This is a genomic window from Arthrobacter sp. K5, from assembly GCF_040448525.1.
Taxonomy (GTDB): Bacteria; Actinomycetota; Actinomycetes; order Actinomycetales; family Micrococcaceae; genus Arthrobacter; species Arthrobacter globiformis.
Window position 1 is genome coordinate 2,941,464 of sequence record NZ_CP159279.1, and the last position, 23,730, is coordinate 2,965,193.

At 68.5% G+C, this 23,730-nt stretch carries 21 protein-coding genes and 1 riboswitch; of the genes, 4 read left to right on the plus strand and 17 right to left on the minus strand.

The features are described 5' to 3' along the window. Window positions 1-123 precede the first annotated feature (123 nt). The 4 genes from ABRP34_RS13255 to ABRP34_RS13270 all read right to left on the minus strand — a co-directional run bounded on the left by ABRP34_RS13255 (window position 124) and on the right by ABRP34_RS13270 (window position 4,391). Window positions 124-1,041 carry a LysM peptidoglycan-binding domain-containing protein gene (locus ABRP34_RS13255; protein WP_353710536.1) on the minus strand — a complete coding sequence of 306 codons (918 nt, stop codon included), beginning with the start codon at window positions 1,039-1,041 and terminating at the stop codon, window positions 124-126. A 5-nt stretch (window positions 1,042-1,046) separates the two neighbouring features. Next, window positions 1,047-1,215, minus strand: a riboswitch (cyclic di-AMP (ydaO/yuaA leader). Between the two features lie 163 nt (window positions 1,216-1,378). After that, the gene (locus tag ABRP34_RS13260) at window positions 1,379-2,752 is read right to left on the minus strand and encodes an NAD(P)(+) transhydrogenase (Re/Si-specific) subunit beta (RefSeq protein ID WP_353710537.1); all 1,374 of its coding nucleotides are present in this window, start codon (window positions 2,750-2,752) and stop codon (window positions 1,379-1,381) included. Continuing rightward, a complete protein-coding gene (locus ABRP34_RS13265) occupies window positions 2,749-3,111 on the minus strand; it encodes an NAD(P) transhydrogenase subunit alpha (RefSeq protein ID WP_003805595.1) in 363 nt (120 codons plus the stop codon). The genes ABRP34_RS13260 and ABRP34_RS13265 overlap by 4 nt, the downstream gene beginning before the upstream one ends. Further along, the gene (locus ABRP34_RS13270) at window positions 3,111-4,391 is read right to left on the minus strand and encodes a Re/Si-specific NAD(P)(+) transhydrogenase subunit alpha (RefSeq protein WP_353710538.1); all 1,281 of its coding nucleotides are present in this window, start codon (window positions 4,389-4,391) and stop codon (window positions 3,111-3,113) included. The genes ABRP34_RS13265 and ABRP34_RS13270 overlap by 1 nt, the downstream gene beginning before the upstream one ends. A 247-nt stretch (window positions 4,392-4,638) precedes the next feature. Between ABRP34_RS13270 and ABRP34_RS13275 the strand changes: the two genes are divergently transcribed. Continuing rightward, window positions 4,639-6,390, plus strand: a complete 1,752-nt coding sequence (locus tag ABRP34_RS13275; protein WP_353710539.1) for a DUF222 domain-containing protein — start codon at window positions 4,639-4,641, stop codon at window positions 6,388-6,390. 84 nt (window positions 6,391-6,474) lie between these two features. Here ABRP34_RS13275 and ABRP34_RS13280 read toward each other — a convergent pair whose 3' ends face one another. The 12 genes from ABRP34_RS13280 to ABRP34_RS13335 all read right to left on the minus strand — a co-directional run bounded on the left by ABRP34_RS13280 (window position 6,475) and on the right by ABRP34_RS13335 (window position 18,252). Continuing rightward, window positions 6,475-7,314 (minus strand): IclR family transcriptional regulator C-terminal domain-containing protein, encoded by an 840-nt coding sequence (locus tag ABRP34_RS13280; protein WP_353710540.1) that lies wholly within the window; start codon window positions 7,312-7,314, stop codon window positions 6,475-6,477. A 93-nt stretch (window positions 7,315-7,407) separates the two neighbouring features. After that, window positions 7,408-8,091: a 3-oxoacid CoA-transferase subunit B gene (locus ABRP34_RS13285; protein ID WP_003800075.1), complete on the minus strand. Its 684-nt coding sequence runs from the start codon at window positions 8,089-8,091 to the stop codon at window positions 7,408-7,410. A gap of 1 nt (window position 8,092) precedes the next feature. Continuing rightward, entirely contained in the window at window positions 8,093-8,794 is a 702-nt protein-coding gene (locus tag ABRP34_RS13290; protein WP_353710541.1) for a 3-oxoacid CoA-transferase subunit A, read from the minus strand. Window positions 8,795-8,797: 3 nt separating this feature from the next. Continuing rightward, window positions 8,798-10,015, minus strand: coding sequence for a thiolase family protein (locus ABRP34_RS13295; RefSeq protein WP_353710542.1), 1,218 nt, complete (start codon window positions 10,013-10,015; stop codon window positions 8,798-8,800). Between the two features lie 78 nt (window positions 10,016-10,093). Next, a complete protein-coding gene (gene pcaC / locus ABRP34_RS13300) occupies window positions 10,094-10,606 on the minus strand; it encodes a 4-carboxymuconolactone decarboxylase (RefSeq protein ID WP_353710543.1) in 513 nt (170 codons plus the stop codon). After that, window positions 10,603-11,421 carry an alpha/beta fold hydrolase gene (locus tag ABRP34_RS13305; RefSeq protein WP_003800068.1) on the minus strand — a complete coding sequence of 273 codons (819 nt, stop codon included), beginning with the start codon at window positions 11,419-11,421 and terminating at the stop codon, window positions 10,603-10,605. Before ABRP34_RS13305 ends, pcaC begins: the two co-directional genes overlap by 4 nt. Continuing rightward, window positions 11,414-12,928 carry a lyase family protein gene (locus ABRP34_RS13310; protein ID WP_353710544.1) on the minus strand — a complete coding sequence of 505 codons (1,515 nt, stop codon included), beginning with the start codon at window positions 12,926-12,928 and terminating at the stop codon, window positions 11,414-11,416. Before ABRP34_RS13310 ends, ABRP34_RS13305 begins: the two co-directional genes overlap by 8 nt. Continuing rightward, complete coding sequence (pcaG, locus tag ABRP34_RS13315; protein WP_353710545.1) at window positions 12,925-13,515, minus strand: protocatechuate 3,4-dioxygenase subunit alpha; 591 nt, start codon at window positions 13,513-13,515, stop codon at window positions 12,925-12,927. The genes ABRP34_RS13310 and pcaG overlap by 4 nt, the downstream gene beginning before the upstream one ends. Then, entirely contained in the window at window positions 13,508-14,347 is an 840-nt protein-coding gene (gene pcaH / locus ABRP34_RS13320; RefSeq protein WP_353713358.1) for a protocatechuate 3,4-dioxygenase subunit beta, read from the minus strand. Before pcaH ends, pcaG begins: the two co-directional genes overlap by 8 nt. A gap of 83 nt (window positions 14,348-14,430) precedes the next feature. Continuing rightward, window positions 14,431-16,350 carry a TIM barrel protein gene (locus tag ABRP34_RS13325; protein ID WP_353710546.1) on the minus strand — a complete coding sequence of 640 codons (1,920 nt, stop codon included), beginning with the start codon at window positions 16,348-16,350 and terminating at the stop codon, window positions 14,431-14,433. After that, the gene (locus ABRP34_RS13330) at window positions 16,350-17,231 is read right to left on the minus strand and encodes a shikimate dehydrogenase (RefSeq protein ID WP_353710547.1); all 882 of its coding nucleotides are present in this window, start codon (window positions 17,229-17,231) and stop codon (window positions 16,350-16,352) included. The genes ABRP34_RS13325 and ABRP34_RS13330 overlap by 1 nt, the downstream gene beginning before the upstream one ends. Window positions 17,232-17,403: 172 nt before the next feature. After that, window positions 17,404-18,252, minus strand: a complete 849-nt coding sequence (locus tag ABRP34_RS13335) for an IclR family transcriptional regulator (protein ID WP_353710548.1) — start codon at window positions 18,250-18,252, stop codon at window positions 17,404-17,406. 229 nt (window positions 18,253-18,481) lie between these two features. Between ABRP34_RS13335 and ABRP34_RS13340 the strand changes: the two genes are divergently transcribed. After that, window positions 18,482-19,801 carry an MFS transporter gene (locus tag ABRP34_RS13340; protein ID WP_353710549.1) on the plus strand — a complete coding sequence of 440 codons (1,320 nt, stop codon included), beginning with the start codon at window positions 18,482-18,484 and terminating at the stop codon, window positions 19,799-19,801. An 83-nt stretch (window positions 19,802-19,884) separates the two neighbouring features. Here the strand turns inward: ABRP34_RS13340 and ABRP34_RS13345 are convergent, their stop codons facing one another. Continuing rightward, window positions 19,885-20,952 (minus strand): ATP-dependent DNA ligase, encoded by a 1,068-nt coding sequence (locus ABRP34_RS13345; RefSeq protein WP_353710550.1) that lies wholly within the window; start codon window positions 20,950-20,952, stop codon window positions 19,885-19,887. Between the two features lie 105 nt (window positions 20,953-21,057). On the opposite strand from ABRP34_RS13345, the gene ABRP34_RS13350 reads away from it, so the two are divergent. Both ABRP34_RS13350 and ABRP34_RS13355 read left to right on the plus strand, forming a co-directional pair. Then, a complete protein-coding gene (locus ABRP34_RS13350) occupies window positions 21,058-22,029 on the plus strand; it encodes a TIGR03885 family FMN-dependent LLM class oxidoreductase (protein ID WP_003800050.1) in 972 nt (323 codons plus the stop codon). Next, window positions 22,026-23,720 carry an alpha-amylase family protein gene (locus ABRP34_RS13355; RefSeq protein WP_353710551.1) on the plus strand — a complete coding sequence of 565 codons (1,695 nt, stop codon included), beginning with the start codon at window positions 22,026-22,028 and terminating at the stop codon, window positions 23,718-23,720. Before ABRP34_RS13350 ends, ABRP34_RS13355 begins: the two co-directional genes overlap by 4 nt. Window positions 23,721-23,730: the final 10 nt, after the last annotated feature.

The window sequence follows — 23,730 nt, forward strand, 5'->3', positions numbered from 1 at the left end:
CCGCGGAGCTTGCGTGGCCGCCGGGGAGCCGCGAAGCGGGCGTGAAGCAAGCTCAACTGCCACCAAACGCAGCAGCGGCGGGTGCCGATGCACCCGCCGCTGCCGTGTAAACCCTTCCGACTGCTAAGCGTTCACCCGCACGTAAGTGGAGCCGGTGAGCCAGGAGGCCGGGTGCACGATGGTTTCGTTGACACCGTTCATGCCGCTGCTGATGGCCTGCCCGCCGCCGATGTAGACGCCGACGTGTCCCGCGCTGATGATCAGGTCCCCGGGCTGCGGGGCCGAAACCGGAGTTCCGTACTGGTGGAACTGTGCGGGCGCGAGGTCGCCGACGGACTTGCCGACGGAGCGCAGGGCCTGCTCCACCAGGACGGTGCAGTCCTGGGTGGCACCGAGCTGCGCCCGGGCGGAGGCCACAATGGCTGCGCCGGTGCCGCTGGCTGCCGGAGCGGTTGCTGCCGGCGTTATCGACGCGGAGGCGTTGTAGATCCCCATGCCGGTCGGCTCGGGGACAGCCGGGGCCGCAGGGGCCGCCGGCGCGGCAGGAACCTCAGGCACCGCGGGTGCTGCCGGAGCCGCAGGTACTGCGGGGGCTGCAGCTGCGCCCGGCCCGGGGATGAAGATCTGGTCACCTGGGTAAATGACCGAGGCCAGGGACAGGCCGTTCTCTGCCAGAAGAGCATCGAGGCTGACGCCGTGGCGTGCTGCGATGGCGCCAAGGGTGTCGCCGGGCTCAACGGTGTGAGACGCTCCGGCAACAGCAGATCCGCCGCCCGCCGGGGCCGGGACTGCCGGCGCGGCGGGGGCAGCAAGCGCCTGGCCAGCGACAGACTGGGCAGCGGCGTCCGGCGTCTCAGGGGCGTAGGAACCTGCGTGGGCGGGCGCCCCGGCGCCGAAGAGGAGACCGGAAGCGACGGCGGCTGCTGCCGCCGGCTTGGCAACCGTGGCGGCGTTGGACTTGAGGGAATACGACAGGCCCTGCAGGGCGATGGACGTCGTGGGGGTGGCGCGATGGCGCGCGGACATGGACTTACGTGACATGGTGGTTTGCCTCTCCCATGCCTGCGGGGTGAGCTGTCGGGTTCGGATGGGAGTCACCCGGTCCTGCCCGCGGCTAGGCGGAGCGTCTGGACTTAACCCCTAGGCCTCGACTCGCAAGGCCGGTAAAAAGGTGGTTCCCCCGTCCCTGCCTGTTGGTCGTAGCGAACGGATCCCGGTCAGCGGCAGGGCTCGGCATTCTGCCCGGGAATGCCCTGAGCGGAACCAGGACACCGCCCGAGGCTATCGCACTCACGCAGCAAAAGTCACATTTCGGTAACGGACGGAGGCGGAGGCGGTACTGCAGGAGCCGGGATAGAGGGTCCCCGAAGGCCCCACCCTACAGGGCCTTTACCGCGCCCAGCACCTTCGTCAGGGACTCCTTCGCGTCGCCGAACAGCAGCGTTGTCTGCGGCTCGAACATGAGGTCGTTCTCAATCCCGGCGAACCCGGGCCGCATGGAGCGCTTGAGGAACACCACCTGACGCGCGTCCGCCACCTCAAGGATCGGCATCCCGTAGATCGGCGAGCCTGCGGTGGTCTTCGCGGCGGGGTTCACGACGTCGTTCGCGCCCACCACCAGCGCGACGTCGGCAGTGCGGAACTCGGAGTTGATCTCGCCCATTTCCTTGAGCGATTCGTAGGGCACATTGGCCTCGGCAAGGAGCACGTTCATGTGCCCGGGCATGCGTCCCGCCACGGGGTGGATGGCGAAGTCCACGCGGATGCCCCGGGATTCCAGGGCCTGCGCCAGCTCTGCCGCGGTGTGCTGTCCCTGCGCAACGGCGAGCCCGTAGCCGGGAACGATGATCACGCGCTGCGCGTAGCCCAGCAGTACAGCCACGTCCTCCGGGCTGGATGAGCGGACCGGGCGGTCGCTCACGACGGTGGATCCCGCCGTCGAACCTCCCCGGAACGCGCCGAACAGGATGCCGGCCACGCTGCGGCCCATGGCCGCGGCCATCGCCCGGGTGAGGATGGTGCCCGATGCCCCCACCAGCGTGCCCGCCACCACGAGGAGCACGTTCCCCAGCACCAGGCCGGACGCGGCAACGGCGAGGCCGGTGAACGCGTTGAGCAGCGAGATGACGATCGGCACATCGGCGCCGCCCACGGGCAGCACCAGCAGCACGCCTGCCACCAGGCCCAGCAGGAGGAGCAGCAGCGCCAGGGCGAGCGAGCCACCCGTCACGACGGCGGCCGCGGCACCGACGGCGGCGAGCAGCACCGCCCCCATGAGCACCGGCAGGCCGGGGAACACCACGGGGCGGGTGGTCATGAGCTCCTGCAGCTTTGCGAACGTCACGGCTGAGCCGGCGAAGGACACCGCCCCTACCAGCAGGGTGAAAACGACGGCGACGCGCACCCAGGCGTCCTCCGCATGCGGCAGTTCCAGCAGCGCCACGAGGGCGGCGGCGCCGCCGCCCACCCCGTTGAAGAGGGCGACGAGCTGGGGCATCTGGGTCATCTTGACGCGCCTGGCCACGGGGGCGGCCACACCGGAACCGACGGCAATGGCGCCGAGGATCAGGGGGACGTTGTCCAGCCGGGTCGAGAAAAAGACAGTAACGACGGCGACCAGCGCACCGAAGGCGCCGATGAGGTTGCCGCGGCGGGCGGTGCGCGGCGAGTTGAGGCCCTTCAGCGCCAGGATGAAGAAGACGGCGGCCGCGAGGTAGAGCAGGGCGGTGACGTTGGGGTCGAGGAGGATCACCGCGTGGCCTCCGTGTTCTCCTTGGTTTCAGGCTGGGCGACGCCCGGAGCCCCAACCCCGGGGGCGGGCTTCGCCGGTTTTTCCTTGCGGCCGCGGAACATCTCCAGCATGCGGTCCGTTACCACGAAACCGCCCACAAGGTTCGCCGTGGCGAGGACCACCGCCAGCAGCGCCACCGCGAGCACCCAGGGGTGCGTGGCCTGCCCGGCGACGATGATGGCACCCACCAGGATGATCCCGTGAATGGCATTCGCACCGGACATCAGCGGCGTATGCAGCGTGCTGGACACCTTCGACACCACTTCGAAGCCGACAAACACCGCAAGCACGGTGATGGTCAGCAGGCTGATACCGTCCATCAGACCACCCCTTCGTTTTCCGACGCCTTTTCCGGCCCGTTCGCCAGCTCGTCGGCGAGTTCGTGGTCCGTGTCACTTGCGGTGTCCGTGTCGCCGGGTGGTCCGTCCGTTGATGCGGCACCGGGCGCGTTCTCCCCCGTGAGCGCCGCAAGAGCCTCCGCCGTCGGCGGATGACGCACCACGCCGTCGTGCGTCAGGCAGGCACCCGCTATCACGTCGTCATCGAAATCCGGGTCCACCGTCCCGTCGCGGGTCATCAGGGCCAGTAGGTTGGCGACGTTCTTCGCGTAAAGCCGGGAGGCGTCGGTGGGCATGGCGGAGGGCGCGTCCTTAAGGCCGACGACGGTGACGGTCCCCTTTCCGTCGGCGGTGGGGACGTGGATGTCCCGGCCGGGAACGGACCCCTCGACGTTGCCGCCGGATTCCGCGGCGAGGTCGACGACGACGGACCCGGGGCGCATGCCCTGCACCATCTCGCGGGTCACCAGAAGCGGGGCACGCCTGCCGGGGACGGCCGCCGTCGTGATCAAAACGTCGGCGTCGGCTACGTGCGGCGCCAGCAACTGCCGCTGCAGGGCGCCGCGGTCGGCAGTGAGCTCGCGGGCGTATCCGCCGGCCGCCTCCGCCGTCTCCAGGTCCAGCTTGATGAAGGTGCCGCCCATGGACGTGACCTCTTCCGCGGAGGACGGCCGGATGTCGTTGGCGGACACACGGGCGCCCAGCCGTTTAGCCGTTCCGATCGCCTGCAGCCCCGCCACGCCGACGCCGAGCACCAGCACCCTCGCGGGCGGCACGGTTCCGGCCGCTGTCATGTAGAGCGGGAAGAAGCGGGGCAGGCGGATGGCAGCTTCGAGGACGCAGCGGTAGCCGGCCACGAGGGCCTGCGAGGAGAGAGCGTCCATGGACTGGGCACGGGAGATGCGCGGCACGAGTTCCAGCGCGAAGGACGTGACGCCACCTTCGGCGAGCACCCTGACGGTGGTGAGTTCGGACGACGGCGAGGCCAAACCCACGGTGACGGCGCCGCGTTTCAGGGCTGTCGCCGTCGGGAGTTCCAGCGGCCGGACATGGGCGAGGATATCCAGCAGGGCGGGATCGAGGTCGTCAACGATGTGGGCGCCTGCCTGGCGGTATTCATCGTCGGCATGCCCGGCCGAGACGCCGGCCCGGGATTCGACCAGCACTTCCAGGCCCAGTCCGGCCAGCTGCTTTACGGTTTCCGGCGTCGCAGCGACCCGCCGCTCGCCTTCCCGGCGCTCCCGCGCTATGCCCAGCTTCACCCGCCACTTCCTTCCAACGGGTGCAGCGGCGCCCTGCTCCCCTGGAGTTTCCGGACCTTAGCGGCCGGATGGACGGAGCGGCGCTGCTACACGTAGTTGGCTAGAGTCTATGGCCCAAGGGCGCGCGGCGGGAGGGTGACGGGCCGCTTACGCTTTGGACTGCCGCTTCGGGTGGTCCGCGAAAAACTTTTTGGGCCCCTCGGCCGGCGGGGCTTTTAATGTCAGACCCCCGGACCAGACTGGTTCCATGGAAGCCATGGGGGGATTCACCGCAGACCGGGCCTTAGGGCCCGGTGCCAGTGGGTTGGCTTCTGCCGGTGCCAACGCCCTGCAGGTCGTTTCTTCCGGAGCGGACGTGGTGGACCGCAGCCTTGCTGATCTGGCCTCGAACGCCATCACCGCCGAAGACACGGCGTTGTGGGGTTTCGGGCAGGCCGCGGATTTCGCGGACCGGGTCGAGCAGCTCTCCCGCCACGTGGAGTTTCTGCAGGTGGTGGCCGCCGGCGCGGTGGACCGGGCCCGCGCCGCGGCGCTCACCGGGCCGCTGACCGCCGCGGCACCCCTCGTCCCCGGCCCCGCCGCCGCAGCGCGCCCGGGCCCGGGGGATGACGGGTCCCGGACCACTGTCGAGTTCCTGCAGGCCAGGCTGCGGATCCCGGCCGCCGAAGCCCGCCGCCGCCTCGCCCTGGCCGACGCCGTCCTGCCCCGGGCCGGGTTCGGCGGGCAGCCGCTCCCGCCCCGCTACGAAGAACTCGCCGCCGCGGTCAGCGCCGCCCGGATCGGCTCCCGCGCCGGGAGCACCATCACCCTGGCCCTGGACCGGGCCCGGCACCTCACCACCGCGGACCTCACCGCCGCGATGGAACACGCCCTGACCCAAACCGCCGTCGAAAGCGACGGCGACTTCCTCACCCGGGTCACCAAACACTGGGCCGAGGCCATCGACCAGGACGGGACCGAACCCTCCGAACCGGCCCTCCGCCAGATCCAGGGCGCCTTCATCCGCCGCCCCAAACACGGCCTGCAGCACCTGGAAATCTTCGCCACCACCGAACAATTCGAAACCCTCACCACCGCCATGAACACCGCCACCAACCCCCGCACCCCAACACCCGGCACCCCAACCGGCACCGACAGGACAGACAGTGCCGGGACGGACAGTGACGGGACGGACGGTGCCGGGGCCGGGGAACAGGGCGGCCCGGCCGGCTGGGACCTCCCGGATCTCCCGGAAATCCCGCTGGACCACCGGTCCCAGGGCCAGAAGAGACTCGACGGACTCGTCGGCGCCTGCCAAACCGCCCTCACCACCGACACCCTGCCCGCCAACGGCGGACACCGGCCCCAGATCCTGGTCACCATCAACTACCGCGACCTCCTCGCCGAACTCCAGCAACGGCACAACGCACAGTGGGCCGCACCGCCGCCGGACCGGGCAGCACCGCCGCAGGACCGGGCAGCACCGCCGCAGGAGTCCTCGCAGGGCACGCAGTGGTTCCAAGGAGCGCCTTCGTTCCAAGGAGTGCAGGGCCCCCGGCCGGGCTACACCGGCCGGACCGGCGACGGGACCGCCCTGTTCGCCTTCTCCGGCCCGGTAAACCCCGCCACGATCCGCAAAATCGCCTGCGACGCCGACCTCATCCCCGTCGTCCTCGGCAGCGACGGCCGGATCCTGGACATCGGCCGCGCCTCACGGGTCTTCCCGCCCCACATCCGCAAAGCCATCATGGCCCGGGACCAGGGCTGCGCGTTCCCCGACTGCACCATCCCCGCGCCCTGGTGCGAAGCCCACCACATCACCTACTGGTCACGGGGCGGAACCACCGGCACCGGCAACGGCGTCCTCCTCTGCACCCACCACCACCACCTCATCCACAAAGAACTATGGACCATCGAAATCACCAACGAAGTCCCCTGGTTCAAACCCCCACCAGAACTCGACCCCCACCGAAAACCCCGCCGCAACCACTACTTCCGCTCACGACCCCAACGGGAATAGGCTCACTGCTGGTTTTCTCTGAGCTCCGTTGTGGGAAGGCGCGCAGATCCTCGGCGGCGTCACCAACCAACCGGGTGAGTACAGCTACCGTCCGCTGGAGAAGTCCGAGGAAATTCGTTCTGCCGTGGCCACGATTTCCTTCCGCACGGATTCGAGGTAGGCCTCGCGATCCGGCTTGGCGGCTACAGACTGTGCCTGCAGCGATACATTGACGGCGGCCACCACCTTCGGGCCGTGGTAAACAGGCGCGGCCACGGACATCAGCCCAAGCTCCAGCTCCTGGTCCAGCAGGCACCAGCCCTGAGCCCGAACTTTGTCCAGAACGGCCAACAGGTCCTGCACCGTGCCGATCGCGCGCGGAGTCAGGGGCTTGATCTCCGCCGCGGCCAGGTATTCCTTCAGCTGCTCCGGCGGAAGGCCGGCGAGCAGCACCCTGCCCATCGACGTCGCGTAGGCCGGGAACCTGGTCCCTACTGTGATGCCGATGGTCATGATCCGGCGGGTGGTAACTCTGGCTATGTAAGCGATGTCCGTTCCGTCCAGCACCGCCGCCGACGTCGACTCCCCCAGCTTCAGGGACAGCTCCTCCAGGTGCGGCTGCGCCAGCTGCGGCAGCGAGAGACCGGAAAGATAGGCGTAGCCAAGCTGCAGCACCTGGGCCGTGAGTGCGAAGGTCTTGCCGTCGGTCCGGACGTAACCGAGCTCCACCAGCGTGTGCAGGAAACGCCGCGCGGTGGCACGCGTGAGATCCGTGCGGGCAGCCACCTCGGTGAGCGTCATGTCGGCATGTTCGGTGTCGAACGCGCGGATCACAGCCAGCCCGCGCGCGAGCGACTGCACGTACTGGTCACTGGCCGCCGGCGCCGCTCCGTCCTTCGGCGGGCGGCCCGCCCGAGGCGTGGTCCCTGCTGCTGCGTCGGTCATGGTTACCAATCCTATTAGCCCGCCGGAGCGCGAACTGGCAGCTGATGCCCTCAGATCCGGGATTTGAGGCATCTGCTGCCAGTTCGCGCTGGGTTACTGTTCGACGGCGGGGGCTGCGGTGAGGGGGACGGGCACCAAGGCCTGGAGTTCTTCGAGGGTGCAGCCGAAGGTTTCGCGGACGCGGACTCCTTCGGGTCCGGTGAGGAAAACGGCCTTGTCGGTGTAGACGCGGGTGACGCAGCCGACGCCGGTGAGGGGGTAGGTGCAGGCTTCGACGATCTTGGACGCGCCTTCGCGGGTGAGGAGTGTCATCATCACGAAGACGTCCTTGGCTCCGGTGGCGAGGTCCATCGCGCCGCCCACGGCCGGGATCGCGTCGGGTGCGCCGGTGTGCCAGTTGGCGAGGTCACCGGTCGCGGAGACCTGGAACGCGCCCAGGACGCAGATGTCCAGGTGCCCGCCGCGCATGATCGCGAACGAGTCCGCGTGGTGGAAGTAGGACGCTCCCGGGAGTTCGGTGACGGGGATTTTGCCGGCGTTGATGAGGTCCTCGTCGATCTGGTCCCCGGTGGCTACCGGCCCCATGCCGAGCATGCCGTTCTCGGTGTGGAGCGTGATGTTCTGCTCCGGCACCAGGTAGTTCGATACCAGGGTGGGCTGCCCGATGCCGAGGTTCACGAACGAACCGGGTTTGATGTCCCGGGCCACGAGCCGGGCGAGGTCGTCGCGGCCCAGCGGGGTTTCGGACGTCTGGATGGACGTTTCTACAAGGCTCATCTCAGGCCACCTGTTCTGCGGTGCCGGCGGCGGCAGCACCGCTGGAGTCAATACGGACGATGCTGTTGACGTAAATGCCGGGGGTCACGATGTTCTCCGGGTCCAGGCCGCCGGTGGGCACGATCTCGGACACCTGCACGACCGTGTGCTTCGCGGCGGCGGCCATGATCGGGCCGAAGTTCCGTGCGGTCTTGCGGTAGACCAGGTTCCCGACACGGTCGGCCTTCAGCGCCTTGATCAGCGCGACGTCGGCGTGGATCGGGGTTTCGAAGACCTGGCCGCGGCCGTCGATGATACGGGTTTCCTTGCCCTCGGCGAGCATGGTGCCGTACCCGGTGGGGGTGAAGAACCCGCCGATCCCGGCCCCGGCCGCGCGGATGCGCTCGGCCAGGTTGCCCTGCGGCACCAGCTCCAGCTCGATTTCACCGGCCTTGTACTTCGCGTCGAAGTGCCAGGAGTCCGACTGCCGCGGGAACGAACAGATCATCTTGCGGACCCTGCCCTCCTTGATCAGCAGAGCCAGGCCCTGGTCGCCCTGGCCGGCGTTGTTGTTCACCACGGTCAGGTCCGTGGCGCCGCTGTCCAGCAGCGCATCGATCAGTTCGAACGGCTGGCCGGCGTTGCCGAACCCGCCGATCATCACGGTGGAGCCGTCCTTGACGGCCGCGACGGCCTCGCCGACCGTGTCAACGAAATTCAGCATCGCCTACGCCTTTCCATTGGAAGAAGTTACGTTTTCGAGCACCACTGCCAGGCCCTGCCCGACGCCGATGCAGATCGCCGCCACGCCCCAGCGCTGCCCGGACGCCTGCAGGGACCGCGCCAGCGTGCCCAGGATCCGGGTACCGGAGGCACCCAGCGGGTGGCCCATCGCGATCGCACCGCCGTGCCGGTTCACAATCGAGGGGTCGATCCCCCAGACGTTGATGCATGCCAGGGACTGCGCGGCGAACGCCTCGTTAAGTTCGACGGCGCCCACCTCGTCCCAGCCGATGCCCGCCTTCGCGAGGGCCTTGTTTGCCGCCTCCACCGGAGCGAAGCCGAAGAACTGGGGATCGTTGCCGTGCGCGCCGCGGCCGGCGATCCGGGCCAGCGGTTCCAGGCCCAGGATGGACGAGGCGTTCTCGGACCCGATCCAGGCCGCGGACGCGCCGTCGGAGAGCGGGGAGGCGTTTCCGGCGGTCACCGTGCCGCCCTCAGCCCCAGCAGCTTCAGGCCGGAACACCGTCTTCAGCCCGGCCAGTTTCTCCGCCGACGAACCCGGGCGGATGCTCTCATCGCGGACCAGGTCCGTGCCCGGCACGGGTGCGACCAGGTTGTCGTAGAACCCCTCGTCCCACGCCGCGGCGGACAGGTTGTGCGAGGCAGCCGCGAACTCGTCCTGCTGGGCCCGGGTCACGCCGTACTTCTCGCGGAGCCGTTCGGTGGCCTCGCCCAGGGAGATCGTCCACTCCTTGGGCATGGCCTTGTTCACCAGGCGCCAGCCGAGCGTGGTGGACGCCAGGGTCATGTCCCCGGCCGGGTACGGCTTCTCCGTCTTGGGCAAAACCCATGGTGCCCGTGACATCGATTCGGCACCGCCCACCAGGACCAGGTCGGCGTCGCCGGCGTTGATCTGCCGGGACGCGATGATCGCCGCGTCCAGCGACGACCCGCAGAGCCGGTTCACCGTGGTGCCGGGGATCGAGACCGGCAAACCGGCCAGCAGTGTGCCCATCCGGGCGATGTTGCGGTTCTCCTCGCCGGCGCCGTTGGCGTTTCCGAACACCACCTCGTCGATGCGCTCCACGTCCAGCCCGGGGGCCCGGCGGACGGACTCGCCGATCACATGCGCTGCAAGATCATCCGGACGGACCCCGGCGAGACCGGAGCCGAACTTCCCGAACGGCGTGCGTACGGCGTCGTAAACAAAAGCCTGGTTCATGAATTCCTCGAATTCTCTGGACCCAACTGGGTAGCACTTCAGGGCGTTGTGAGGACTCAGAACGCCGTCTGCTGCTACCTAGTTGGGTGGGATGGGGGTGTTGTCGAGCCCGGCGCTGTCCATTTCATGGAAGACCTGCTGGGCTGTCTTGAAGGCGGTGTTGGCGGAGGGGACTCCGCAGTAAATGGCGGTCTGCAGCAGGATCTCCTTGATCTCGTCCCGGCTGAGGCCGTTGGTGATGGCCGCGCGGATGTGCATGGCCAGTTCTTCCCAGTGCCCGTGCGCCACCATGGCGGTGATGGTGACGGCGGAGCGCATCTGGCGCGGCAGGCCCGGACGCGTCCAGATGCCGCCCCACGCTATGCGGGTGATCATGTCCTGGAAGTCCTCGGTGAAGGCGTCCTTCTTGGCGTTTGCCCGGTCAACGTGCGCGTCGCCGAGCACTTCGCGCCGGACCACCATGCCGCCGTCGTAAATCTCCCGGCTGGTGGCGTCCGGCTGAACCACACCGTTGCGCCGGGCGTCGGCTGCCCGGTTGCCGGGTGCCTGTGTGTCCGTTGCCTGTGTACCGGTAGCTTCGGCGCCGCTCATTTCGCTCCTCCACGGGTTTCGGTCCAGGAAATTAGGCTCCGCATCAGCTCGGCCACGTGGGCGGGTGCCTCGGCGGGCGCCAGGTGCGCCACTCCCTCGAGGGTGGCTGCGGACGCTGTTCCGCCGCCGGCGGTGATGCCGGCGGCTACCTCTTCGGCGAACGACGGCGGGGCCACCCCGTCCAGCGCACCCGCCACCACCTGCGTAGGGACGGTGATGCTGCCGAGCTGGTCGCGCACGTCGAAGCCGGCCAGTGCCTCGCAGCAGAAGGCGTAACTGAAGCGGTCGGCGTCGCGCAGGGAGTGCAGGAGCCGGCTGCTGACTTCCGGTTCGCGGTCCATGAACCCGGGCGCGAACCAGCGTTCGGCCGAGCCCTGGATCATCACCGGGGTGCCCTGGGTGCGGACAGTCTCGGCGCGTTCCAGCCAACCCTCGGGGGTGCCGAGCTTGGCGCCGGAGCACTGCACGGAGAGGCTCTTGAGCCGGTCGCCGTGCTTGATGCCCAGCTGCAGGCCGGTGGCTCCGCCCAGGGACACTCCGGCGTAGTGGAACTTCTCGCCGGGGGCGATCGAGTCAACAAGTTCGACGACAGCGTCCGCCAGGTCCGCGACGCTGAACGTTTCGCTGGCGGCGGCTGAGACTCCGTGTCCGGGCAGGTCCCAGGCGACGACGTCGAAGTCGTTGCCCAGGAGCGAGCCGACCTGGGCCCACAGCACCGAGGAGGTGCCGAGCGACGGCCCGACGATCAGGAGCGGTTTGTCCCCCAGCGCGCGCTGGGGGGAAAGCAGCACTGCCTTCACTGCTGGTTTAGCCACGGGAATCTCCGTTTCCGTCTGGTTCGGTTGAAGTAGGCGCAAAATCCGGGAAAGCCGCCAGGATCCGCCGCGAGATCTCGGCTGCCTGCCCGAGGTAGCTGGCCGGGTCGAGCAGCTCCTCCAGCCGGGCGTCGGAGAGCCTGTCCGCGGGGACGGCCTCGCGCAGCAGCCGGCGGTAGGTGGCGGCCTGTTCGGCCGGCGGCGCCTGCAGCGTCTTGTCGACGACGGCCTGCAGCTGCTGCTTCCCGTCAAGGCCGGCTTCGGGGGTACCATCACCGTCGGCGGGAAGAAGCGGTGCCACCGCAGCGGAGACGCCTTCGCTGAGCAGCAGCGGGCCGGACAGGTCCAGGTTCCGCCGCATGCCGTCGGGGAAGACCTGCAGCCCCTCCGCGAGTTCCCGCACGTGGCCGGCGGCGCCGAGGGCCAGCGCGAGCAGCTGGCGCAGGGCCGGCCATTCGGTGTGCCACGCACCGTCGGGACGTTCATCGTTGAAGGTGGCCGCGGCAAGGTGCAGCTGCGCAGCGAGGCCGGGCGCCTGCAGGGCGGCGCTGCGCACCAGCACAGACAGCACGGGATTCTGCTTCTGCGGCATCGCCGAGGAAACTCCGCGGCCGGGGGCGCGCGGTTCGGCCACTTCGGCCACCTCGGGACGGCTCAGGAACAGGACATCCGCAGCGATCTTGCCGAGGGCGTCCACCACGGAGGCGACCGCGTCGCCGAGCGACGTCACGGCCAGCCGGTTGGTGTGCCACGGGGCGGGGGCGGCGGCGAGGCCCAGCTGGGCGGCCAGCGCGTCGGAAAGTGCAAAGGGATCCGTGGCAGAACCGGACGTCAGCCCTGCCTGGGAGGTAAGCACCGTGCCGGCGGCGAGCGTACCCGCCGCGCCGCCGAACTGCACCGGCAGCACCAGCGCCTCAAGCCGGCGTGCCGCAGCAGCCAGGCCGGAGAACCACTGCGCCGCCCGAAGCCCGAACGTGAACGGCAGCGAGTGCTGGGTCAGGCTCCTGCCGACACACAGCGTGTCCGCATGCTGTCCCGCCAGCCGGGCGAGTGCCGCCGTCGTGCCTTTCACGTCAGCGAGCAGCGCCGCGACGGTGTTGCGTGCCACCAGCATCAGGGCCGTGTCCAGCACGTCCTGGCTGGTCAGCGAGGTGTGCACTGCCTTGGCGGCACGCACACCGGCACCGGCAGTGTCCAGCGCCTTGACCTGGGCCCGGAGGTCGGCCAGGAGCGGGATCACCGGGTTTCCGCCGCCCTGGGCGCGCCTAGCGATATCGGCAAGATCGTACCGGGAGGCGTCGGCGGCGTGGGCCACCACGGCAGCGGACCCGGCGGGAGCGAGGTCATGGTGCTCCAGCACGGCGGCCCAGCCGGCCTCGACGGCGAGAATCGCCGCAAGGATGGCCCGGTCACCGGTCAGGGCCTCCACGAGGGGCGACGCCGACACAGGGCTGAGCAGTCCGACGTCGCCGAGCCCGCCGGCGCCCGCTGCCTGGAAGCCGGTCACTTTGCGGCGCCCCCGGTTCCGGCTCCCTCGAAGTCGAGGAAGACGGTTTCGCCCTCGCCCTGCAGGCGGATGTCCCAGGTGAGCCCGCCGTCGGCGTCGCGGCGTGCGATCAACGTCCTGCGGCGCTCGGGGTCCAGCGAGGACAGCAGCGGGTCATTCGCCAGCGCCTCCTCGTTCTCCGGCAGGTAAATGCGAGTGAAGAGGCGGTTCATCAGGCCGCGGGCAAAGATCGCGACGGAAATGAAGGCTGCTGCGCCGGGTTCGGTGGGGCCGGGGTTCACCGTGGTGAAGGTGTAGACACCGGAGTTGCCCACGGCGCTGCGGCCGAAGCCGGTGAAGGTGTAGCCGTCCCGGACGAGCGAACCGGTCCGGTGCACGATGTTGCCCTCGGAGTCCGGCTGCCAGATCTCGAGGATGGCGTCGGGGATGGCGTGCCCGGCGCCGTCGTAGACGGTGCCCTGGAGGCGGATGGATCCCGGCGAGCCGGGGGCCAGCAGCTCGCGGTCCTTGTCGTAGGGCAGGGCGTAGCCGTAGAACGGGCCTACGGTCTGGCCGGGGGTGGGAACAAGCTTGGTGGAGTTACTCATGGTCGTCGCCTTCCGCGCCCAGCGCCTCGTTCTCGGTCCAGGTCCGCTTGGAGCCCGTCAGGATGATGTCCCAGTTGTAGCCCAGCGCCCATTCCGGCTGGGTCAGGTCGTGGTCGTAGGTGGCCACGAGGCGGTTGCGGGCATCCTGGTCCACGATCGACTGGTAGATCGGGTCCAGCGGGAAGAGCTGGTCGCCCGGGAAGTACATCTGCGTGACGATCCGCTGCGTGAACTCCGTGCCGAACAGGGAGAAGTGGATGTGCGCTGGACGCCAGGCGTTGAGGTGGTTCTTCCACGGGTAGGCGCCCGGCTTGATGGTGGTGAAGCGGTAGGAACCGTCCGGGCCGGTGATGCAGCGGCCCACGCCGGTGAAGTTGGGGTCCAGCGGTGCCGGGTGCTGGTCGCGCTTGTGGATGTAGCGGCCGGAGGAGTTGGCCTGCCAGATCTCCACCAGCTGGCCGGCAACCGGCCGGCCGTCGCCGTCCAGCACCCGGCCGGCGACGATGATGCGTTCGCCCTGGGGCTCACCGTTGTGCTGGATGGTCAGGTCCGACTCCAGGGCGTGGACGTCCTGGTGGCCGAACGCCGGGGAGTACAGCTCGATGGTTTCCGGGTCCGCGTGGTGCAGGCTCTTGGTGGGGTGGCGCAGGAGGCTGCTGCGGTAGGGCGGGAAGTCCAGGCGCGGCTGGGTTTCCGGCTCCGCACCGTCCTTCAGGGCCCGGGCGTAGGCGTCTCCGAGGGCCTTGATCTCCGCGCTGAGATCCTGCTGGGTTTCCACGCGGGGCTTCTCTGCCGGGGCGGCGGCCGGGGTTGCAGGTACTGCGTCCGACAGGTCCTCGGTCAGCGCGTCGGCGTTGTACGTTGCGAGATTCACGTCTTCAGGCACAGCAGCCTCCTTTCAATCTGTGGTTGGAATCAGTGGTTGGTTTTGGTCAGGTCGTGCAGGTGGTCGTACTGGACTGCATGGCGCACCGGTGCGTTGGGCGCTCCGTAGCCGTCGTAGTTGCCGCGGCGTTCCACCATTTCGAAGAACACGCTGCCCACCGTGGCGGTGTAGAAGTGCAGGAACTCACCGTCAGCGTCGCGGTCGTACAGCAGGTTGAGGTCCCGGAGCGTGCCCAGGAAACCGGGGTCGAGGTCGAAGCGGGCGTCCAGGTCCTCGTAGTAGTTTTCCGGGATCTGCAGGAACGCCAGGCCCCTGTCGCGGGCGGCGCGGGCGGTGGCCACCAGGTCATCCACGGCGAACGCGATGTGCTCCTGGTAGGTCTTCCGTGGGGCCGTCCCCGGGTCCGCGCCGTCCTGCTGGATGACCGGGGCCAGGTTCAGGACCAGGCGCACGTCCCGGTCCGAGGTCTGCATGACCTGGGACCGGACCAGCCCGCTGGGGCTGGCGACCTCGGCGTACGGCTGCGGCTCCAGCGCCAGGGCGCTCGTATAGAAGAGGACAGCCTCGTCGAAGTGCTGCCACGGCTGGGCCAGGTTCACGTGGTCGATCACCGCGGTCCGTGCACCGGACGCTACCTCGAGTCCCTCCCCGAACTCACGCGTCCACGCGGCGGTTCCGTCCGGGTTGCCCTGGCACAGGAAGATCTCGGTGGAGTCCGGGGCGGCGAAGCCCTGGAACACTTCCTCGTTGGCCTGGCTCTTCCGGGGAACCACGGGGGCCTTGAGCTGCTGGGCGCGGGCGGAGGCAATCACCGGGGAGTCGACGTCGAACCCCAGGGCGGCGATGGCCGGTTCGGCGGCCTCGGGGGCCTGTTCGTTGATGATCACCCGGGCGTGGCCCATGGTCCAGAGCTGGACGTCCTTGGTGCGGTGGCGGCCGTTGAACTCGAAACCAAGCTGTCCGAGGACCTTTTCCAGCACCCCGGTGTCCGCGGCCTTGACCTCGGCGAAGTTGAAGCCGGCGGGCTCCGCCACCTGCGGGAGCGTTGCCAGTTCCATGGGATAACGACGGCGGGCGGCGCCCTGGGTGCCACCCGCACCGGCAGCGTTCCCAGCGGCCGGCGCGTTGGTGTCCAGCCACTTGGCGCTCTGCTCCTCCAGCCAGATCAGCGAGCGCATCGCGTCAACGGCGGTGCGCTCAACGTCGGACTGGCGGAAGACGTCGTTGAAGACCTCGAGCGAGACCGGCCCGGTGTAGCCGGCGCGGACCACGTGGCCCATGAACTTGGCGAGCTCGAACTGGCCCTCGCCCGGGAAGACGCGGTAGTGCCGGCTCCAGGAGAGCACGTCCATGGAGAGCTTGGGGGCGTCGGCCACCTGGACGAAGAAGATCTTGTCCGCGTTGATCTCCTCAATGGGCGCGGTGTCCCAGTCCCGGGACAGGATGTGGAAGGAGTCCAGGCAGGTGCCGAGGTTGGGGTGGTCCACCTTCGCCACGAGGCGGTGGGCGTGCTCATAGTCGTTGACGTACTTGCCCCAGGCGAGGGCCTCGTAGGCAACCTTGACGCCGTGCTCGCCCGCGAGGTCTGCCAGGGCGGCGAGCTGCTGGGCCCGCAGGTCGTCGTCGTCGATCGTGGCCGTGGCGACGTTGGTGCACACCAGGATGGTGTCCATGCCCAGCCGGGACATGAGCCCGAACTTGGCCTCGGCCCGGCGGAGGTTGGCCGCGAGCAGGTCCTCGGTCACGCTGTCGAAGTCGCGGAAGGGCTGGTAGAGGTCCAGCGTGAGGCCCAGGTCCGCGGCCATCTTGCGGACGTCTTCGGGGCTCAGCGACGAGGTGACCAGGTCCTGCTCGAAGATCTCAATGCCGTCGAAGCCCGCGATGGCGCAGGCCTGCATCTTTTCCTTCAGCGTGCCGGAAAGGCATACGGTGGCGATCCCGGTGCGCATCAGACGGCCACCTCTTCCGCTGCGATGAGCTCCAGGAAGTGGGCGCGCATCCGTTCGGCGTCGGGCTCGAGTCCGGTGAAGATCCGGAAAGCATCGGCGGCCTGGCCCACGGCCATGCGCCCGCCGTCCAGCACCTGGCAGCCCTTGGCCCGCGATTCGCGGACGAGCTCGGTTTCGATGGGGCGGTAGACGATGTCCGCCACCCAGTGCCGGGGCTCCACGAGGGCCATGTCCAGCGGCGTGCCGGGGTGGGCAGCCATGCCCACGGGAGTGCAGTGCACCAGGCCGTCGGCGGCGGGCATCAGCTGCGGCAGCTCCGCCGTCGTGCGCGCTGTGACGGTGCGGTCCGGGAAGAATCCGGCCAGTTCGGCGGCGCGTTCGGCGCAGCGCGCCGGGTCCATGTCCACGAGCTCCAGCGTCTGCACGCCGGCCGTGAGCAGGGCGTAGGCGACGGCGGATCCGGCGCCGCCCGCTCCCAGCTGCACCACGCGGTCCAGCCTGGCGTCCGGAAGTCCGGAGGCCAGTGCGGCGGCGAAGCCGGAGAAGTCTGTGTTGTGGCCGATGAAGCGCCCGTCCTGGATGACCACGGTGTTGACGGCGCCCAGGCGTTCGGCATCGGGGGCGATCTCGTCGAGGTGCTGGAGGACCAGCTGCTTGCACGGGTGCGTGATGTTCAGCCCATTGAAGCCCATCCGGTAGGCGCTTTGCAGCAGGTCGCCGACGGCGGTGGCCGGCAGGTCGAGCTCGTGCAGGTCGACGGGCCGGTACAGGTACCGGACGCCCTGGACGTCGCCTTCGCGCTCGTGCATGTGGGGCGAGAGCGACGGCATCACGCCATCCCCGACAAGTCCTATGAGGTAGGACTCGGTTCGATTGCTCATGCGTGCGGCTCCTTTGACAACGGCACTCGACCGGCTTGGGCGCCTGCTGCGCCCCGCGCTGGCCGGGTGATACGGATAACAGTACAGGAAAAGTTCATATGATGCACTATTGTTCTAGATACGAACAAGATAGTTTCGGGCAGCACCTCTCGGCGGTTTAGCGCTGCGCGGTTCAGCGCTGGGGCAGCCGGGCGGAAAGCTCGACGGCGGCCGCCTGCAGGAGGGGAACCAGTGCCACCAGCGCCTCCATGCTGAGCCGGAACACCGGAACAGCGGTGGCCAGGGAGGCGAAGGCAATGCCTTGGGAGTTGAAGACCGGCACCGCCACGGCGCGCATGCCCAGCTCGTTCTCCTCATCCATGACCGCGTAGCCCTGCCGGCGGACCTTCTCGATTTCGGCGCGGAAGGCGTCCCGGTCGGTGATGGACAGGGCGGTCAGGGGCTCCAGCGGGAGTTCCTCGAGCAGCCGTTCGCGGTCCTCTTTCTCGGCGAACGCGACGAGCGCCTTGCCCACGGAGGTGGTGTGGAGCGCGCCGAGGTGCCCGGGGTCGCTGGTCACGCGGAATGTCTGGGGGCCGTCCACTTTGTTCACGGTGAGGTGGTGGATGCCGTCGCGGACGGAGAGGATGGTCGCCTCCCCCGTCTGCTCGGTAACGCGGCGCAGGATGGGCAGCGCCGTACCGGCGAACCCGTGGTGGTGGGAGACCGCCTGGCCCAGCTGGAAGATGCGAAGGCCAAGGTGGTAGCGGCGGCCGTCCGGCTCGTAGTCCACGAACCCGTCACGGGTGAGCGAACCAAGGAGCCGGTAGGTGGTGCTGAACGGAAGGTCCGCGCGCCGGGAAATCTCCGCCGCGCTGGCCCCGCGGGGCTCATCCCCCAGCAGGACCAGCAGGCCCAGGGCCTTGCCCACCATGTCGGTACGGGATTCCCCCTTGGCGGGTCTTGCCACTTCAACGGGGGCATCTGCTTCAACGGGGTTGGCCGGGGAGGCGTCTTCGCCTGTGGCTTCCTTCACACTCATAGCTCGATGTTGCCACAATGTGAGAGCTATTTCTAGATCGCGAGCAGTTTTCTTGACAGGTGACTGCCCTCACAGCCATCATTGCTGTATCGCACAAGTAGCTCTCACCATGTGGCTACTTGGTCCGGGTCGGTCTTTCCAAGGACCTCCGCCGCCTCTTCCCCAACAAGGACGGCGGCCGCGACCCCTGATCCATCCCGCGACAACGTCGTCCCCCTGAAGGAACACCATGAGCCAGACCATTCCGTCCGCCGCGCCGGGCACTGTTGCCCCGGCCGGGACACCGAAGAAGGCAGCCCTTGCCAGCTTCCTCGGCAGCGCCGTCGAGTACTACGACTTCTTTATCTTCGGCTCGGCAGCCGCACTGATCTTCCCGCACGTGTTTTTCCCGAACGCTGACGCCAACGCCGCCATCATGTCCTTTGCGACCTTTGGCTTTGCCTACATCGCCCGGCCCGTCGGCGCCGTTGTCCTGGGCCACTTCGGGGACCGGGTTGGCCGGCGCAAGGTCCTCATGTTCACCCTGGTCCTCATGGGTGCCTCCACCTTCCTGATCGGCTGCCTGCCGGACTTCAACACGGTGGGATGGTGGGCTCCGGCCCTTCTGGTTCTGGCGCGCCTTTGCCAGGGCCTCTCCGCGGCCGGCGAACAGGCCGGCGCCTCTTCCATGACCCTGGAGCACGCTCCGGACAACCAGCGTTCCTTCTTCACCTCGTGGACCCTGACGGGCACGCAGGGCGGCCAGATCCTGGCGGCACTCGTCTTCATTCCCGTGCTCGCCCTGCCGGACGAGGTCAAGTACGGCATCGGCTGGCGGATCCCCTTCTGGCTCAGCGCCGTGGTTGTCCTGATTGCCTTCTTCATCCGCCGCACGCTGCACGAGCCGCCGGCCTTCGAAGCCGCCCAGAAGTCGGCCCAGATCGCCAAGCTGCCCGTGGCTGACCTGCTCAAGACCCACTGGCGCGACGTCCTCCGGGTCATCTGCTGCGCCTTCATCGCCGCCGTCTCCACGGTGTTCGGCACCCTCGCCATCAGCTACGCCAAGACCGTTGCCGGCGTGGACGGCACCATCACCCTCTGGCTCGTGGTGGGCGCCAACCTCGTTGCCCTGGGCACCCAGCCGCTCTTCGGCAAGCTGGCCGACCGGATCGGCCGGAAGCCCGTCTACATCTATGGCGCCCTGTCCAGCGCGGCCCTGGCCCCGCTGTTCCTGCTGAGCCTCGAGTCCGGCAACGTGCCGCTGATGTTCCTGGCTGCCATCGCCTTCTTCTCCTGCGGCTATGCAGCCTCGAACGCCGTCTGGCCTTCCTTCTACGCCGAGATGTTCAGCACCAAGGTGCGTTTCTCCGGCCTGGCCATCGGCACGCAGCTCGGCTTCCTGATGGCAGGCTTCGCGCCGGCCATCGTTGCGGCCATGGGCGGCATCAAGCCCGGCGGCTGGGTGCAGATCAGCATCTTTACCGCGGTCATCTGCGTCATCGCCGCCGTCTCCGCGCTGACGGCCAAGGAAACGTTCAAGGTTCCCACCAAGGAGCTCGGGCTCAAGTAGACCGGAGCCTAGGCGAACTATTACGACGACGGCGGTCCGCCCCTTTTCGGAAGGGGCGGACCGCCGTCGGGGTTTAATCAGTTTCAGGTGGCGAGCACTTCGGCGAGGTCGAACTTCACCGGTTCCTCGAGCTGCTCATAATTGCAGGACGTTGGATCCCGGTCCGGACGCCAGCGCACGAACTGGGCGGTGTGGCGGAACCGCTCGCCTTCCATGTGGTCATACTTCACTTCCAGCACGCGCTCCGGCCGCAGCGGCGTGAAGGACAGGTCCTTGCCCGCGCTCCACCGGCTGCCCTCCGCGTTGCGGGGTGTCCGGGCGCCCTCCTCCTGTTTTGCCCAGGCCCACGGATGCTCGTCGAAGCTGGTGACCAGGGGCTGGAGCTCCTCGAAAAGCTCCTTGCGCCGCTTCATCGGAAAGGCGCCCACCACGCCCACGCTGGCGAGTTCGCCGCCGGGTTTGTACAGGCCCAGCAGCAGCGACCCGATCGCGTCCGGGCCGCTCTTGTGGACGCGGTAACCGGCCAGGACACAGTCAGCGGTTCGTTCGTGCTTGATCTTGAACATCACGCGCTTGTCCGGCTGGTACGGGCCGTCCAGGGGTTTGGCGATGATTCCGTCCAGGCCGGCGCCCTCGAACTGGTGGAACCATTTTCCGGCCAGCTCCGGATCCTGCGTGGCGGCGGTCAGGTGGACCGGGGCGCTGGCGGCGGCGAATGCCTGTTCCAGGGCCGTGCGCCGTTCGGCGAAGGGACGGCCGCTGAAGTCCTCGTCGCCGAGGGCCAGCAGGTCGAAGGCCACGAATTTTGCCGGCGTCTGCTCGGAAAGCATCTTGACCCTGCTGGCTGCGGGGTGGATACGCTGCTGCAGTGCGTCGAAATCCAGCCGGTCGCCGGACGAGCCCACCAGGACGATCTCGCCGTCGATCACGCATTTGGCCGGCAGGTTGGCCTTCAGCGCCTCCACGAGTTCGGGGAAGTAGCGCGTCATCGGTTTCTCGTTGCGGCTACCGATCTCCACGTCGTCGCCGTCGCGGAAGATGATGGAGCGGAATCCGTCCCACTTCGGCTCGTAGCTCAAGCGGCCTTCGGGGATGGCGCCGACCGATTTGGCCAGCATGGGGGCGACAGGGGGCATGACCGGCAGCTGCATAGGCCCCATTCTTGCCCGGGACCCTGCCGGACGCCACCCCCGGCACCGCTCCGCCCCCGACATAGCCCCCTCGACACGATCCCTGGCCGCCGGTAGACATTAACGATGGCAGCTATAGGTTTCCACGCATCGCATGAACAGATCAGCCCCGGCCAGCTCCTCAAGGACGTCCGGCTCGCCGAGGAGGCGGGCTTCGACGCCGCCATGTGCTCGGACCACATCGAACCGTGGTCGGCGCGGCAGGGGCACTCGGGCTTCGCGTGGTCCTGGCTGGGGGCTGCCCTGGCCACCACCAGCCTGCGCTTCGGCGTGGTTACAGCGCCGGGCCAGCGGTACCACCCGGCCATCATCGCCCACGCCTCGGCCACACTGGCGTCCATGTTTCCGGCCCGGTTCTGGATGGCTCCGGGCAGCGGCGAGAACATGAACGAGCACGTCACGGGTGACCCGTGGCCGCTGAAAGAGACACGCCAGCAACGGCTTGAGGAGTGCGTGGACGTCATCCGCCGGCTGCATGCGGGTGAGGAGGTGACCCATCACGGCCTGGTCACCGTGGAACAGGCGCGGATCTGGGATGTGCCCTCACCACCGCCGCCGCTGATCGCACCGGCGATCAGCGTGGAAACGGCCCGCCGGGCGGCCGGCTGGGCAGACGGCCTGGTGACGGTGAACCAGCCGGCCGAAAAGCTCACGGAAATGCTGGCTGCGTACCGCTCAGAGGGCGGCAAGGGGAAGGCCGTGCTGCAGATCCACTTGTCCTGGGCTCCCCGGGAGCAGGACGCCGTCGCCATTGCCATGGATCAGTGGCGTTCGAACGTCTTCGCCCCGCCCGTCCCCTGGGACCTGCCGACTGCGGCGCACTTCGACGGTGTCAGCGCCGACGTTGGGGAGGCCCAGGTCCGGAAATCGGTGAACGTCTCCGCCAGCCTGGACCGCCACGTGCAGTGGCTGGGCGAGTATCTGGATCTCGGGTTCGACGAGCTGTACCTGCACTTCGTGGGGCAGGAGCAGGCGCCGTTCATCGACGCCTTCGCGCAGAGCGTCCTGCCGCAGCTGCGGAAGGTTCCGGTGGCATGAACATCGCGGAGACATCGGACCTGTGGTGGAAAACCGCCGTCGTCTACTGCCTGGATGTTGAGACGTTCTTCGACTACGACGGCGACGGCACCGGTGATTTCGGCGGCCTGACCCAGCGCGTGGATTACCTGGCGGCGCTGGGCGTGAACTGCATCTGGCTCATGCCCTTCTATCCGTCACCGGACCGCGACGACGGCTACGACGTAACGGACTTCTTCGACGTCGACCGGCGGCTGGGCACGCTGGGCGATTTTGTGGAGTTCATCCGCACCGCGAAGGACCGCGGCATCCGGGTGATCGCCGACTTCGTGGTCAACCACACCTCCAACCAGCACCCTTGGTTCGTCGAGGCCCGCAAATCCGTGGACAACCCGTACCGGGACTACTACGTCTGGCGAAGTGATCCGCCGCCGGACACGTCCTCGGAAGTGGTGTTCCCGGGCGAACAGACCTCTCTCTGGACCCAGGACGATGCCACCGGCGAGTGGTACCTGCACATGTTCATGGAGCACCAGCCGGACCTCAACGTCACCAACCCCAAAGTCCGCAACGAGATAGCCAAGGCCATGGGCCTCTGGCTGGAGCTCGGGCTGGACGGATTCCGGCTGGATGCGGTGCCGTTTTTCCTGGAGACCCGGGGCGCGCCCAAGGACGAGGCGGCCAACATCGACCCGCACGACTACCTCAGCGCCCTGCGCAGCTTCGTGAACCGGCGCAACGGCAGCGCGGTGCTGCTGGGCGAAGTGAACCTGCCGTACAAGGACCAGCTGGAGTATTTCGGCGGCGACGAAGGCAACGAGCTGAACATGCAGTTCGACTTCATGTCCATGCAGCACATCTACCTGTCGCTCGCCAGGCAGGACGCCCGTCCGCTGGCCGAAACGCTGAAAACGCGTCCGCGGCTGCATCCTGACAACCACTGGGCGATGTTCGTGCGCAACCATGACGAGCTCACGCTGGACAAGCTCAGCGACGGAGAGCGGGAGGAGGTCTTCGCCGCGTTCGGACCGGACAAAAACATGCAGCTCTACGGGCGGGGACTGCGGCGCCGGCTGCCGCCGATGCTGGGCGGCGACGCCGACCGGATCCGGATGGTCTACTCGCTGATGTTCTCCCTGCCCGGCACGCCGGTCCTCTTCTACGGCGAGGAGATCGGCATGGGCGAGGACCTGCGGCAGAAGGGCCGTGCCGCCGTCCGCACGCCCATGCAGTGGAACGACGAAAAGAACGGCGGCTTCTCCAGCGCCAAGGCGTCGGAGCTGGTGGTCCCGCTGCCCCGCGGGGAGTACGGCCCGGAAAAGGTCAACGCGGCCCGCGCCAAACGGGACCCCGGGTCGCTGTGGAACTTCATGGCCACGCTCATCCAGCGGTACCGCGAGTCACCGGAGCTGGGCTGGGGCGAGTTCGCCGTCCTCGAACAGCCCGAGCCGGCCGTGTTTGCGCACCGCTGCGGCTCGCCGGAGGCCACCGTGGTGCTGCTCCACAACTTCGGCGACGAGCCGGTCAAGGTCACCGCGAACGTCGGGTCCGGGGACAGTCCGCGGCGGGCGTTCAGGAACGCCATGCTGCTGGATTTGTTCGACGGCGGCAACGTTCCGTTGGAGGCCGACGGCGGGTTCACCCTTGAGCTGGGACGGTACGGCTACCGCTGGTTCCGCGTCCACCGGCCCGGCGACCGCCTGGCGCCGTAGTCGCCTAGAC

Excerpts from the sequence above, each read along its gene's own strand:
- ABRP34_RS13255 (WP_353710536.1), bottom strand. The coding sequence starts at position 1,041 with ATGTCACGTAAGTCCATGTCCGCGCGCCATCGCGCCACCCCCACGACG.
- ABRP34_RS13265 (WP_003805595.1), bottom strand. The coding sequence starts at position 3,111 with ATGGACGGTATCAGCCTGCTGACCATCACCGTGCTTGCGGTGTTTGTC.
- ABRP34_RS13275 (WP_353710539.1), top strand. The coding sequence starts at position 4,639 with ATGGAAGCCATGGGGGGATTCACCGCAGACCGGGCCTTAGGGCCCGGT.
- ABRP34_RS13280 (WP_353710540.1), bottom strand. The coding sequence starts at position 7,314 with ATGACCGACGCAGCAGCAGGGACCACGCCTCGGGCGGGCCGCCCGCCG.
- ABRP34_RS13285 (WP_003800075.1), bottom strand. The coding sequence starts at position 8,091 with ATGAGCCTTGTAGAAACGTCCATCCAGACGTCCGAAACCCCGCTGGGC.
- ABRP34_RS13290 (WP_353710541.1), bottom strand. The coding sequence starts at position 8,794 with ATGCTGAATTTCGTTGACACGGTCGGCGAGGCCGTCGCGGCCGTCAAG.
- ABRP34_RS13295 (WP_353710542.1), bottom strand. The coding sequence starts at position 10,015 with ATGAACCAGGCTTTTGTTTACGACGCCGTACGCACGCCGTTCGGGAAG.
- pcaC (WP_353710543.1), bottom strand. The coding sequence starts at position 10,606 with ATGAGCGGCGCCGAAGCTACCGGTACACAGGCAACGGACACACAGGCA.
- pcaG (WP_353710545.1), bottom strand. The coding sequence starts at position 13,515 with ATGAGTAACTCCACCAAGCTTGTTCCCACCCCCGGCCAGACCGTAGGC.
- ABRP34_RS13325 (WP_353710546.1), bottom strand. The coding sequence starts at position 16,350 with ATGCGCACCGGGATCGCCACCGTATGCCTTTCCGGCACGCTGAAGGAA.
- ABRP34_RS13330 (WP_353710547.1), bottom strand. The coding sequence starts at position 17,231 with ATGAGCAATCGAACCGAGTCCTACCTCATAGGACTTGTCGGGGATGGC.
- ABRP34_RS13335 (WP_353710548.1), bottom strand. The coding sequence starts at position 18,252 with ATGAGTGTGAAGGAAGCCACAGGCGAAGACGCCTCCCCGGCCAACCCC.
- ABRP34_RS13340 (WP_353710549.1), top strand. The coding sequence starts at position 18,482 with ATGAGCCAGACCATTCCGTCCGCCGCGCCGGGCACTGTTGCCCCGGCC.
- ABRP34_RS13345 (WP_353710550.1), bottom strand. The coding sequence starts at position 20,952 with ATGCAGCTGCCGGTCATGCCCCCTGTCGCCCCCATGCTGGCCAAATCG.
- ABRP34_RS13350 (WP_003800050.1), top strand. The coding sequence starts at position 21,058 with ATGGCAGCTATAGGTTTCCACGCATCGCATGAACAGATCAGCCCCGGC.
- ABRP34_RS13355 (WP_353710551.1), top strand. The coding sequence starts at position 22,026 with ATGAACATCGCGGAGACATCGGACCTGTGGTGGAAAACCGCCGTCGTC.